This is a genomic window from Cupriavidus sp. AU9028 (assembly GCF_019795295.1).
Taxonomy (GTDB): domain Bacteria; phylum Pseudomonadota; class Gammaproteobacteria; order Burkholderiales; family Burkholderiaceae; genus Cupriavidus.
The window spans coordinates 132,761-145,429 of sequence record NZ_JAIMCG010000005.1 but is presented as its reverse complement, the minus strand read 5'-3'; the positions used below and the strand labels follow the sequence as shown (position 1 = coordinate 145,429).

Below are 12,669 nucleotides of genomic sequence, written 5' to 3'. Positions count from 1 at the left end.
TCAGGCGAAGGGCGGTTCGCTGCGCCAGTCGAAGAAGTCCGGCAAGTCCCGCGACACGGTTTGCGGGAACGCCGCCGGCCGCTTCTGCAGGAAGGCCTCGATCCCCTCCTTCGCATCGTCGGACCGGCCACGCGACTGGATCGCGCGGCTGTCCAGCCGGTGCGCCTCCATCGGATGGCTGGCGCCGGCCATCCTCCAGATCATCTGGCGCGCCATCGCCACCGACACCGGGGCGGCATTGTCGGCGATCTCCCGGGCCAGCGCCATGGCTGCCGGCAGCAGTTCGTCGGGCGCATGCAGCGAGCGGACCAGCCCGCGCTCCAGCGCCTCCTGCGCGGAGAAGACCCGTCCGGTACAGCACCATTCCAGCGCGGTGGAGACTCCGACCAGGCGCGGCAGGAACCACGACGACGCGGCCTCGGGCGTGATCCCGCGCCGCGCGAACACGAAACCGAACTTCGCCTCGGTTGAGGCCAGCCGGATATCCATTGGCAGCTGCATGGTCACGCCGACCCCGACCGCTGCGCCGTTGATGGCCGCGATCACCGGCTTCAGCGAGCGGTAGATGCGCAGCACCACGCGGCCGCCGCCATCGCGGTGCGGCTGCTGGGCGGGGGCGCCGTAACGCTTCTCGTAGTCGAAGGTCTCGCCGCCGGAGGCCAGATCGGCGCCTGCACAGAAGGCGCGGCCGGCCCCCGTCACCACTACCGCGCGCACGGCATCGTCGGCGTCGGTCATGTCGAAGACATCGAGCAGCTCGGCCATCATCACCGCATTGAACGCGTTCATGCGCTCCGGGCGGTTCAGCGTGACGGTGGCAACGCCGTCGGCCACGGCATAGCCAAGGGTCTCGAAAACGCGGTCGGTCATCGGTTCTGTCTCCGGCATCGCCAGCGGGCGGGACGATCAGGCGAAGGTAATGGCCTCGCGCCGGTCGGCCCGCTCCAGATGGGGAATGTTGTTGAAGCTGAGCAGCCGCTGGGTATTGCGGCCGCAGATGATTTCGCAGAAGGCGGTGTTGCGGAACTGCAGGTTCAGTTCGATCGCGGTTTGCGCCGGCGCGTGCAGCAGGTCGGCCACCGCCCGCCCGATCGCTCCGCCGGAACTGACCACCAGGATCGCGTCCTCGCGGCCCGCGCCCTCGGCGCCGTGCAGCAGGCCGGCGGCCACACGCTTGCCGAATTCCTCCCAGCTCTCGGGCATGCCGTGCAGCGTGCCCGCCGTCCATGCCGCGAAGGCGGCGCGGAAGGTGCGCCAGTAATCCGCATAGTCGCCGTTCTGGTGCGCCCGGTGGTCGGCGCCCCCGGTGTGCGCGCAATAGAGCGCTTCGCCGTCGTATTCGTTGAAGCCGGGATGCGTCTCGATCTCCAGGCCCGCGCCGGCCTCGCCCATCGCCGCCAGGATTTCACTGGCGGTGTCCTGCTGGCGGACCAGCGAGCCGGCGATGGCGCGGTGGAACGTCACGCCGCGCTCAAGGAAGTACTCGCCAAGCCAGCGCGACTGCTGGCGTCCGTTGGCGGACAGGCAGTCGTAGTTGGCGGCGCCGAACGAGGCCTGTCCGTGGCGCACGAGAAAGAGCATTGCCATGATGTGGTGACCTCGTGAAGGATCGGCGAGGTGCCGGGATTTGCGGCGATTGTAGGCGGGCCTTCAAATCCGCACCAAGCGATTGGCGGAATCTGCATGGCGGGTATGGGCGGGGTGCATGACGAGGGGTGGCCGATGGGAGCGCTCGTCGGCCCTCTCCCCCGCCCCGCCGCGACCCGCTCAGATCACCAGTTCGATCAGGAACGGCCCCTTGCGCTTGTTGCCGGCGGCGAACAGTTCGGCGAACTGTTCCATGTCCACCGCGCGCGCCGCTTCGACGCCCATGCCCTCGGCCAGCTTGACCCAGGCCAGGTCGGGATTGCCGATGTCGAGCATGTCCAGCGCCGTCTTGCCCGGGTTGGCCCCCACGCCGGCCAGTTCGCCCAGCAGGATCGCGTACTTGCGGTTGGCCAGCACCACCACGGTCACATCCAGCTGCTCGCGCGCCATGGTCCACAGCGACTGCAGCGTGTACATGCCGGAGCCGTCCGCCTGCAGCGCCACCACCCGGCGGTCGGGACACGCCACTGCCGCGCCGACTGCCAGCGGCAGGCCCTCGCCAATGGCGCCGCCCGTCAATTGCAGCCAGTCGTGCGGGGCCGCATGCACGGTGCCCGGATAGAAGGCGCGGCCGAAGCTGACACTCTCCTCGACGACTACCGCCTGCTCCGGAATCAGCACCGCCAACGATTGCGCCACGGCTTCGGAGGTCACCGCGCCCCTGGGCAACTCGGTGGGCGCGGGCACGTCACTCAATTGCACCGGACGGCCGCCAACGGCATCGGCCAGTCGCGCCAACGCATCGGCCAGGTCCTCTTCCGGTCGCGCCAGCACATGGATCAACGCGTCCTCCGGATACGGACGTGCCGACTTGCCCGGATACGCAAAGAAGGTGACGGGGGCCGGCGCGCCGACGAGGATGACGTTGCGGATGCCGGCGAGCTTGCTGCGCGCGATATCGCCGACATAGGGAATGCGCTCCACCGCCAGCCGGCCGCGTCCGCGCGACACCCGCGCGTTCGACATCGGCGTGATCAATCTGGCGTCGGTCGCGGCCGCAATGCGGTGCGCGTCGGCAAGCGCCTGCTGGCGCAGGGCCGAGCCAGCCAGCACGAGCAGTGTCGGCTGGCCCGAGCGCAGCAGGCGCGCCGCATGCTCGATCGCATCGGGCGATACCCGCGGCACCGGCACGTCGGGCAGCGGCTGGGCGACGCGCCCGCCGGCATCCCAGCACACATCCGATGGCAGGATCAGACTCGCGACGCCGCCCGGCGCGGTGCGTGCCGCCTGCACTGCGGCGGCTGCATCCGCGCCCACCTGGTCGGCGCGCTGCGCGGTGCGGGTCCATATCGAGACCGGTCGCGCCCAGCCCTCGGTGTCCGCGGTCAGCGGCGCGTCCAGCGGCCGGTGATAGGTCGCCTGGTCGCCGATCAGGTTGACGATCGGCGTCTGCGCGCGGCGCGCGTTGTGCAGGTTGGCCAGCCCATTGGCAAGACCCGGCCCGCAATGCAGCAGCGTCGCGGCGGGCTTGTCCGCCATCCGGGCGTAGCCGTCCGCGGCGCCCGTCACCACACCTTCGAAGAGACCGAGCACGCAGCGCATGCCCGGGATCCGGTCCAGCGCCGCGACGAAGTGCATCTCGCTGGTGCCGGGGTTGGCAAAGCAGGTGTCCACGCCACAGGCCAGCAGCGTCCTGACCAGGCTCTCGGCGCCATTCATCGTCTGCGCGGCATCACCGGTGTTATGCATGGCGGCGGGAGGGGAGTCGTTGTTCTGCATGTGTCGTCCTCAGTCCTTGGTGTCTGGATGGTGGTTGGATGGGGTGGCGCGCCCGCGCGGCGCGAGCAGATCGAAATCCAGGCAAACGAACTCGGTCGGGAATTCGATGCGCGCGAAATAGACCAGTCGATCGTCGACGCAGGCAAAGCGGCGCAGCTCGGCCACCGGCGCTCCCACCGGCAGCTCCAGCGCGGCCGCGGAATCCGCGCCCGCAGTCAGGATCGACAGTCGCTGGCGCGCGGCGCCGATGCGCACGCCGGCCAGCCGGTCGAGCACCGGCACGGTCGCGCCCTGGCGGAAGGCGCCCGGCTCGCGCGCGAACAGTTCGTCCTCGATATAGACCTCGCCGAAGGCGAACGGCCGCCCGTCCACCCGGTGCAGCCGGCGCAGGAAGCGGTATGCCGGTGCGCGCCGGGCATCGCACGGCATGCCCAGATCCTGCGGCAGCGACACGGTCTGGCCCGGTTCCAGCAGCGCCTCGGTGCCAAGCCGTTCGCCCACTTCGATCGCTTCGTCCCAGGTGACGGGCAGGCGCAACGGCTTGCGCGCGGGCCGGGATGCGCTGACGAAGGTGCCGCGCCCGCGCGAGCGCTGCAGCAGGCCTTCGCCATCGAGGACCGAAAGCGCATGGTGCATGGTCATGCGCGCGACGCCGTACTCGCGACAGAGCGCGTCCAGCGAGGGGATGCGCTCGCCTTCGCGCCACTCGGCCCGCTCGATGCGCCGGCGCAGGATGGTTGCCAGCTGCAGGTAGACCGGCTGCCGGCTGCGGGCCAGCAGCGCGCTGAGCGGGTCCGGCATCGATGCCGCCGCGGGGGCGCCGGCGGCCGGGGTCGCCACGGTATCGCCGCGCAGGGGCGTGGGGTCGTCCCGGGCAGGCGAAGAAACGGAGGCGGCGTGGCGAGGGGGCATGGGAGCAAGGAAAGCCGCGGCGTTCGACGCCACGAGAATGTCCCACTCTACAAAGGTCTAGGTCCCTAGACCACTAGGGTTTACCGGCACCCGGCGACCCAGGAAGTGAGGCCGGGGCCTCAGGGCAAGGCCAGCCTCGCATGTGCGCTCGAACACTCTTTCTATTCCCCTCTCCGTGCGGTGACGCCTACGCCGCCATTGCACTGAGAATGCACCATGCCCCGCTTGCGGGCAGGCGCGGCTGCCGCCAGCAGCCATTTCGATACTGGAGTATTTCCATGCAGATGCGAGACGTGATCCCCCAAATCCTGAACCGTGGCGCCGTGGTGCTGCCCCATGATCTGGTCGAGACCACACCTCAGAAGACGTTTCACCACGCCATCGATATCTATCTGAAGGACTCGAATGCGTTCATGAACACTTACTTCGCCCGCTACTTCGAGTGGCAGGGCATCTGCCGCGAACGCTGGTTCCATGAGTGCATCCATGGCAACCTGCTCGCGGCGGACGGCGTGTTCGTCACCAAGCGGGCTCATCAGGAGTATGTCGAGGAGACCTTCCCCTTCCAGCGCGTCGACTGCCACCTGAACACCTTCCAGGTGCGGCAGTGCTCGGCGTATCTGCTCTTTCGCTTCTCGGTGGAAGGCCGCCCGGTATCGATGGGCTACCAGCAGATCGTCTTCGCCGGGAAGGACAAGCGCATCACGCGCTTTCCGAAGGAAATCCTGGAGCGGGTGCGCGAGTATGAAGTGATTGCACCGGCGCTGACCAGCTAACGGCGCAGGACCGCCGGCCCGAGCATCGCGCTCGGGCCGGCGGGTTCTACATGCAGCGGACGGTCAATAGACGTCTCGACGGTAACGGCCGCTCTCGGCGAGGGCGGCCAGCCCGTCGCTGCCGAGCACGGCTTCCAGCGCTTCATGGACGCCGCTGGCCATGCCTTGCAGGCTGCCGCAGACCTGGATGGTGGCGCCCGCCGCGATCCACTCGCGTACGGTGTCCCCCGCCTGCCTGACCGCGTCCTGCACATAGCGCAACTGGCCGCCATCGCGGGACCAGGTGCGGTCGATCCGGCTTAGCACGCCCTGCGCCTGCCAGTGGCGCAACTCCTCGTCGTAGAACGCGTCGGTCGCGGCGCTGCGCTCGCCGAACAGCAGCCAGTTGCGCCGATGGCCCGCCTGCGCGCGCGCCTTGAGCAAGGCACGCAGGCCGGCAATGCCCGTGCCGTTGCCGATAAGGATCAATGGGCGCTCGTCGCCGGGCGGATGAAAGCCGCGATTGACCCGCACGCGCAGCGCAATGTCCTGCCCCGGCTGCGCATACTCGGTCAGCCAGCCCGAGCCGACTCCCAGCCCGCCATCGGCGTGCCGGGTCTGGCGCACCAGCAGTTCGATCGCGCCGTCGGCCGGCAGCGAGGCAATCGAATACTCGCGATGCGGCAGCGGTGCCAGCGCATCGACCAGCGCCTGGGGCGCGACGCCTCGCATCGCCTGCGCCTGCGCCGCGGTGAACGGCAACCGGGTGGCCAGCGCCTCGCGCAGCGTGCTCGGCGCGCCATCGCATTGCACCGCCGTGTCGCCGTCCAGCGCGAGCGCGTGCAGCAGCGCCTGCACCGCATGCGGTGGGAGCCGCGGACCGATCTCGGCGATATCGCCTGCGCTCCATGACAGCGCGCCATCGTCCGCGGTCCGGCTGTCTGCCGGCACCAGCCGCAAATGGAAAGCGGGGGCGCCGGCGCTGCCGGCATTTGCCAGCTGCCGCGATTCCAGCCGCCAGCGTTCATAGCGAGGCCGTTCCCAGTCGGCGATCTGCGTGCCCCCCGCCAGTGTCGACAGATGATTCTGCCAATGGCGCAACGCCCCGGGGTCGCCGTTGTCGACTTCGACCAGATCGAACAGCGGCTGCGCGTGCTCGCGCTGCAGCCAGCCGGAGACGGCATGGCCGAACGCGCAATAGTTGGCGTAGCTGCTGTCGCCCAATGCCAGCACGCCATAGCGCAGCGCCGGCAGGCCGCGCTCGCGGTCCTGCGCCAGCCTTGCCGCTGCCGCGAGCTTGCGCCCAAACCCGGATGCGCTATCGGGGGCATCGCCTTCCCCGGTGGTACTGACGATGAAAAGCGCCCGCCGGCAAGTGGCGAGGTGTGCGGGCTGCAGGTCGGCGAACGATTGCAGCGAGACGGCAATGCCCGCCTGCTGCAGCGAATCGGCGGTCCGGGCGGCGATCTGCTCGCCGAAACCGGTCTGGCTGGCATAGGCGACCAGCAACGCATCGTCGCCTGACCCCGCGCGCATGGCCGACGGACCGCGGCGGCGCTTGCGGCGGTGCAGATCGACGATGCCGGCGCAGAAGCCCGCGTAGGCGAGCGTCACGCCGCCCGCGCTGGCCAGGCGCTCCGGCACGACAACAGCCAGCGCCACACCGCCAGCGAAGGCGAGCGCCGCCAGCGCGGTGGCGACGGAGATGCGGGGGCCGCTCATGCCAGCATCGCGGCGAAGGCCGGCGACAGCCGTTCGACGAAGCCGTCCGGAGTACGCAGCAGCATCCGCGCGGCAATGGCGCGCTCGGTGGCGAAGCGCATGCCCGCCTCCGGTCCCAGGACCGTCAACGCGGTGGAAAGCGCGTCGGCCAGCATGCACTGCGGATGCACGACCGTCACGCTCGCCACCGCATGGCTGATCGGGTAGCCGGTGCGCGGATCGATGGTATGGGAGTGGCGCCGTGCGCCATCCTGGAAATAGCGGCGATAGTCGCCAGAAGTCGCCACGGCGATGCCGTGCGCCGCCAGCGCGATCGGACCCGGCAGCGAAACGGTCGCGTGTGACACGGCATGTCCGGCCTCCAGCGGTGGCGTCTCGAGTTCGACCCACCACGGCATGCCATCGGGTTTGAGTCCTTCGCCGCGCAGCTCGCCCCCCACCTCGACCAGATGGTGCGCAACGCCATTCGCGCGCAACCACGCCGACACGGCATCGACGCCATGCCCCTTCGCGATCGCACACAAGTCCAGTTGCAGGCCACCGGGCTGTAACGCCCGCCCGCCCTCGCTGTCGACCTCGACCTTGCGCCAGCCGCATCGCCCGCGGGCCAGTTCGACTGCGGCGGCCTGCGGAGCAGCGGCAACCGCGCCGGCAGGGCCGAACCCCCACAGATCGACCAGCGCCGCCGCGGTCGGGTCATAGGCGCCGCCGCTGTCGCGCGCCACCGCCAGCGCGGTCTGCAACACCTGCAGGCACGCCGCCGGCAAGGCGATCCAGTCGCCCGGCGTAGCGCCGTTATAGCGGCCGATGGCGCTGTCGTCGCGCCAGTTGCTCATCTGCGCAACGACCTCGTCCAGCACGGCCTGGATGCCGGCCTCGATTGCCTCCGGCCGCAAACCTGGCGACAGCAGACACCGTACCGACCACGTCGTGCCCATCGTGTGGCCCGACAGATCATGCAGCAGCACGCCCGCCTCAGACAGCCGCGCCGGTGCGGCGGCAGTCAGCGGTACCAGCACGCGGCGCCTGGCCGATGCGGCGGCAAGGGCTGCAGGCGCCGGCCCGCGTTGCTGTGCATACTGCAAGTGCATCGAGCCAGCGCTCCTTACTGCGGCAAGACTTCGAACGTGGCCATGTAGGCTGCACGGCGCGACTTGGCCTGCGGCACGCTGACCTTGTCGTCACGGACTTCCGCTTCGATCCAGTACATGCCGGGCGAGGGCCACTTGATGCTGAACTTGCCGTTGGCGTCGGTCTTCACCTTCATCTCGCCCAGCTGGTCGCGATAGCGGTTGCCGCCCGGCACCACCTCGATCTCCACGTTGGCCGCCGGCTTGCCGTCCAGCAGCAGGCGGAAGTTGGCCGGCTCACCGGAGAACAGGTCGTTCGGATGGGTTTCGGGCGCCAGTTCCAGGCCCCGGCCGGTGGTGCGCAGCACCGTCTCGGTCGGCTTGCCGGCGGTGACGAACGTCTCCAGCCGGGTATCGGCCTGCGTCACCTGCAGTTCCTGCGCGTTCGCTGGCACCTCCGAGGCGAAGGCCTGCGGCGAGCCGCGCCAGCGCCTGGGCTTGCCGTTTTCCTTCCAGCTGGCGAACAGCCCATTGTTGACCACCGCCAGCTTGTATGTGCCCGGCTGGGACAGGTGCACGTCGAAGGTGCTGCGATACCGGCCCGTGCTCTGGTTCTCGGCCTTGATCGCATCGCCGTCCGGACCGGTCACGTTCAGGTTGTCCAGGCGCAGCGGGACGTGCTCGAAGTAGAACAGGTCGTTGGACACCGCGGCATCGACGGTCACCCAGGGGTCGCTGCCGGACAGCACGGTCGCCGACGGCAGCAGCCATTGACGGTGGGCGTGGGCGGCGAGCGGCATCAGCGCGGCAAGGGCAAGCGCGGACAGACGGGCGGCGACGCCAAGCGATGGGGATTTCATGGACAACTCCTGTTCAATGGAAGATGGTCGGCGCCTGGTCGGCGATGCGTGGATGGAATCTGCGGACAGCGGCGGGCGATCCGCTCGTCACGGCTTGACGCTGACCGTCACCGCGCCGAGCTCGTGCTGGCCCTTCGCCTGCGCCGACTTCGTGCCCTGCGGCGGCCAGCTGAACGGGACCTTGAGCAGTTCGCGGCCGCCGACCTCGCGGGCCGCCTCGACTACCAGCTGATAATCACCGGCGGGCAGCTTGCCCAGCGGCGCCTTGCCGTCGGTGAAGGTCACCGAATGCTCGCCGGGGGCACGCGTCGCGCCGGAGACGCCATCCATCGGCATCTGCATCTCGCGCCCTGCCTTGCGCCACCACTGGCGCATGTCCTTGAGCCACTTGGTGCCTTCCGCGTCCTTGAGCTTGACGTCGTACCACACCGCCAGCGTGGTCGCAGGCGACTGGTCCGCACGCTCGACCCACATGGCGACATAGGGGCGGTGATATTCGGCAACGGTGAGCTTCGGAATTTCCACCTTGACGTTCAACTCGGCCGCCACGGCAGGGCCGGCGAACGGCGCGGCGGCCATGCCGGTCAGGGTGACGGTAAGCAGACGGCGCATATTCGACCTCGTTAGTGAATGAACAGAATTGCCAGCAGCAGCGGCACGACCAGCCCGAGCCCGACGAGCGGCCAGGTGGCGACGCGGGCGCCGGCATGCATTTTCAGCAAGAACAGCCCGGTGATGCAGAACACCAGGCAGGCGAACGCGAATGCGTCCAGGAACAGGCTCCACGCGGCGCCGGTATTGCGGCCCTTGTGCAGATCGTTCAGGTAGGAGACCCAGCCGCGCGTGGTCAGCTCATATTGCGCGTCACCGCTGTCCAGCGCGATGCTGACCCAGGCGTCGCCGCCAGGACGGGGCAGCGCGACATAGATTTCGTCCTCGGACCATTCCGCTTCGCGCCCGCGCACCTCGATCCGAAGCGCCTCGCGCAGCCATTGCGCCAGGTTCTCCGGCACCGGACCCTTGCCGTCGTCCGCCTCGCTTCGCGCCTGCTCGCGCAGCGCCTGCACCAGCGCCGGCGGCGCCTCTGCCGAGCGGGTAATGGTGCGCGGGCTGCCTTCGATCTGGCCCGCATGGTTCAGCGTAAAGCCGGTAATGGCGAACAGCAGCATGCCGATCAGGCAGATCGCCGAACTGATCCAGTGCCACTGATGCAGATGCTTGAGCCAGAAGGCCCGGCGCTGCTGACCCGTGCCCAGTTGTGTATCGATCATTGTGTTCTGCTCGCCGCCGGCGGCCGGCCGACGACGAGCCGGTATTGTGTTGCGGAAGGGATTGCCCGTACTGCACTTTCCCTGCCTTCGCTGGAAAACGAACGGCCGCGGCATCGTACACCGGCTTCCCGCCTGGAGAGTGTTCGATGGCGGTAGGCGCGGCAGACCGAAAGGATAATTGTTCTCATTTGGAACCGCAATTGCCGTGTGAGGCGCGCGTGTTACGGTTCCTTACAGCGCGCAGCGGGGCGCAGCGGATTCGTTGCTGCCGGGAACCGGCGCTGCTTCGGAGTCACCTGTGCTCACAGGATCGATCACGGTCGGGCGAGATGGCGAAGGGCATTTTCCTGGCAGGCGAGCGTCATACCTCTGCAAGGGGCGGAATACGGCCCTCACGTAACTTTACCGTCACCTTCGCGCCGGCTCACGGCGCAATCCTCAAGGAGCTCGTCATGGCACCCCCCAAATCCCCCGCCCCCGGTCCAGCTGGTGAACCCGTGCGAGTGAACCTCGCACTGCAGGGCGGCGGCGCGCACGGCGCCTTTGTCTGGGGCGTGCTTGACCGCCTGCTGGAAGAACCGTGGTTGATCGTGGACAGCGTGTGCGGAAGCTCGGCCGGGGCGATCAATGCCGTGATCGCCGCCAGTGCGCTGTCCAACGGCGACAAGGCGGTGGCGCGCGCCCGCCTTGCCGGTTTCTGGGAAGGGCTGGCCGGGATGGGAACGGTGACGCCGTTCCGCCGCGGTCCGCTCGATGTACTGCTGGGCCGCTGGAGTCCCGACACCTCGCCGCTATTGGCGGCGATGGACTTTACCGCGCGGATGGTCACCCCCTTCGACCTGCAGGGCCCCACTTTCCTGCCGTTCCGGCAGTTGATCGCGAGCAGCATCGACTTCGACGCGCTGGCCACCGGCAAGGTGCGGGTCTTCATCACCGCCACCCACGTGCGCACCGGCGGCCAACGCGTCTTCGACAATGGCTCGATACACCCCGACGCCCTGCTCGCCTCGGCCTGCCTGCCCACGCTGTTCAAGGCCGTGCAGATCGATGGAGAGCCTTACTGGGACGGCGGCTATCACGGCAACCCGAATCTGGCACCGCTCATCAGGGGCAGCACCGCGCTGGACACCATCCTCGTGCAGATCAACCCTGTCAGCCGGGCCGATGCGCCGCTGGTGGGGCGCGACGTGGCCAGCCGGATCAACGAGATCGCCTTCAATGCGGCGCTGTTCAAGGAATTGCGGATGGCGGCGATGCTGCGCGAAGCCAGTCCGGCGCCGGATACCGAAGCGGGGCGCTGGGCGGCAATGCGGTTTCATCGCATCGCCAGCGAATCGACGCCGCTGCTGGGCTATGCCTCCAAGTACAACGCGGAGTGGGCGTTCTTCCAGACCCTGCGCGACGAGGGGCGGCAGGCCGCGCAGGACTTCCTGGATGAGCGGGGCGACGCCCTCGGGCAACGCTCCTCCATCCAGCCCGAGGACGTCTTGCCGGCAGCTTACGGTGGCTAAGCGGTAGCCGAGCACCGGCGCCCGTCAGAACGACCGGGGCATCCCGAGCAGATGCTCGCCGACGTACGACAGGATCAGGTTGGTGGAAATCGGCGCCACCTGATACAGGCGCGTCTCGCGGAATTTACGCTCGACGTCGTACTCGGCGGCGAAGCCGAAGCCGCCGTGATACTGCAGGCAGGCGTTGGCCGCTTCCCACGACGCGTCGGCGGCCAGCAGCTTGGCCATGTTGGCCTCCGCACCGCAAGGCTGATGGCTGTCGAACAGGGCCGCGGCCTTGAAGCGCATCAGGCTGGCCGCCTCGATGTTGACGAAGGCCCGGGCGATCGGAAACTGCACGCCCTGGTTCTGGCCGATGGGCCGGCCGAACACGACGCGCTCGTTGACGTACTTCGTCACCTTGTCGATGAACCAGTAGCCGTCGCCGATGCACTCCGCGGCAATGAGGGTGCGCTCGGCGTTCAGTCCATCGAGGATGTACTTGAAGCCCTTGCCTTCCTCGCCGATCAGGTTCTCGGCCGGCACCTCCAGGTTGTCGAAGAACAGCTCGTTGGTTTCGTGGTTGACCATGTTGGGAATCGGCCGGACCGTCAGGCCGCGGCCGATCGCCTCGCGCAGGTCTACCAGGAAGATCGACATCCCCTCCGACTTCTTCGCGCATTCGGCCAGTGGCGTGGTGCGCGCCAGCAGGATCATCAGGTCGGAGTGCTGGATCCGTGAGATCCACACCTTCTGGCCATTGACGATATAGCGGTCGCCCTGCCGCACCGCGGTGGTCTTGATCTTCGTGGTATCGGTGCCCGTGGTGGGCTCGGTCACCGCCATCGACTGCAGGCGCAGTTCGCCGCTGGCGATGCTGGGCAGGTACTGCTGCTTCTGCTGCTCGGAGCCGTGACGCAGCAGCGTGCCCATGTTGTACATCTGGCCATGGCACGCGCCGGAATTGCCGCCGGCGCGATTGATCTCCTCCATGATCACCGAGGCCTGGGTCAGGCCCAGGCCGGAGCCGCCGTACTCCTCGGGAATCAGCGCGGCCAGCCAGCCGGCGGAGGTCAGTGCATTGACGAATTCCTCGGGGTAGCCGCGCTCCTCGTCGATCTTGCGGAAATACTCGGCAGGAAATTGTCCACACAGATCGCGCACGGCTTCGCGGATTTCCTGGTACTCGTCGACTCGATTCAACACGTTGGTCTCCAGCTGGC

Annotated in this window: 12 protein-coding genes; 2 read left to right on the top strand and 10 right to left on the bottom strand. The window is 68.4% G+C overall.

The annotated features are described in order from the left end of the window. The 4 genes from K6V06_RS07855 to K6V06_RS07840 all read right to left on the bottom strand — a co-directional run bounded on the left by K6V06_RS07855 (nucleotide 1) and on the right by K6V06_RS07840 (nucleotide 4,167). Nucleotides 1–870 (bottom strand): crotonase/enoyl-CoA hydratase family protein, encoded by an 870-nt coding sequence (locus tag K6V06_RS07855; protein WP_222241815.1) that lies wholly within the window; start codon nucleotides 868–870, stop codon nucleotides 1–3. Nucleotides 871–906: 36 nt separating this feature from the next. Continuing rightward, nucleotides 907–1,587, bottom strand: a complete 681-nt coding sequence (locus tag K6V06_RS07850; RefSeq protein ID WP_222241813.1) for a histidine phosphatase family protein — start codon at nucleotides 1,585–1,587, stop codon at nucleotides 907–909. 180 nt (nucleotides 1,588–1,767) lie between these two features. Continuing rightward, entirely contained in the window at nucleotides 1,768–3,306 is a 1,539-nt protein-coding gene (locus tag K6V06_RS07845; protein WP_222242028.1) for an acetolactate synthase large subunit, read from the bottom strand. A 69-nt stretch (nucleotides 3,307–3,375) separates the two neighbouring features. Further along, nucleotides 3,376–4,167, bottom strand: a complete 792-nt coding sequence (locus tag K6V06_RS07840; RefSeq protein WP_222242026.1) for a GntR family transcriptional regulator — start codon at nucleotides 4,165–4,167, stop codon at nucleotides 3,376–3,378. A 389-nt stretch (nucleotides 4,168–4,556) separates the two neighbouring features. Between K6V06_RS07840 and K6V06_RS07835 the strand changes: the two genes are divergently transcribed. Then, entirely contained in the window at nucleotides 4,557–5,054 is a 498-nt protein-coding gene (locus K6V06_RS07835; protein WP_222241811.1) for a thioesterase family protein, read from the top strand. A 63-nt stretch (nucleotides 5,055–5,117) separates the two neighbouring features. Here K6V06_RS07835 and K6V06_RS07830 read toward each other — a convergent pair whose 3' ends face one another. From K6V06_RS07830 to K6V06_RS07810, 5 genes are all read right to left on the bottom strand, one after another. Then, nucleotides 5,118–6,755, bottom strand: coding sequence for a sulfite reductase flavoprotein subunit alpha (locus K6V06_RS07830; protein ID WP_222241809.1), 1,638 nt, complete (start codon nucleotides 6,753–6,755; stop codon nucleotides 5,118–5,120). Continuing rightward, nucleotides 6,752–7,846, bottom strand: a complete 1,095-nt coding sequence (locus K6V06_RS07825; protein WP_222241807.1) for an FAD:protein FMN transferase — start codon at nucleotides 7,844–7,846, stop codon at nucleotides 6,752–6,754. Before K6V06_RS07825 ends, K6V06_RS07830 begins: the two co-directional genes overlap by 4 nt. 14 nt (nucleotides 7,847–7,860) lie before the next feature. Next, nucleotides 7,861–8,685: a DUF4198 domain-containing protein gene (locus K6V06_RS07820; protein ID WP_222241805.1), complete on the bottom strand. Its 825-nt coding sequence runs from the start codon at nucleotides 8,683–8,685 to the stop codon at nucleotides 7,861–7,863. 87 nt (nucleotides 8,686–8,772) lie between these two features. After that, nucleotides 8,773–9,297 (bottom strand): DUF2271 domain-containing protein, encoded by a 525-nt coding sequence (locus K6V06_RS07815; RefSeq protein WP_222241803.1) that lies wholly within the window; start codon nucleotides 9,295–9,297, stop codon nucleotides 8,773–8,775. A gap of 11 nt (nucleotides 9,298–9,308) precedes the next feature. Continuing rightward, complete coding sequence (locus tag K6V06_RS07810) at nucleotides 9,309–9,956, bottom strand: PepSY-associated TM helix domain-containing protein (RefSeq protein ID WP_222241801.1); 648 nt, start codon at nucleotides 9,954–9,956, stop codon at nucleotides 9,309–9,311. A gap of 497 nt (nucleotides 9,957–10,453) precedes the next feature. Here K6V06_RS07810 and K6V06_RS07805 point away from each other — a divergent pair, with 497 nt between their 5' ends. Continuing rightward, nucleotides 10,454–11,467: a patatin-like phospholipase family protein gene (locus K6V06_RS07805; RefSeq protein WP_370637415.1), complete on the top strand. Its 1,014-nt coding sequence runs from the start codon at nucleotides 10,454–10,456 to the stop codon at nucleotides 11,465–11,467. Between the two features lie 24 nt (nucleotides 11,468–11,491). On the opposite strand, the gene K6V06_RS07800 is transcribed toward K6V06_RS07805, so the two are convergent. Beyond that, nucleotides 11,492–12,649: an acyl-CoA dehydrogenase family protein gene (locus K6V06_RS07800; RefSeq protein WP_222242024.1), complete on the bottom strand. Its 1,158-nt coding sequence runs from the start codon at nucleotides 12,647–12,649 to the stop codon at nucleotides 11,492–11,494. Nucleotides 12,650–12,669 lie beyond the last annotated feature (20 nt).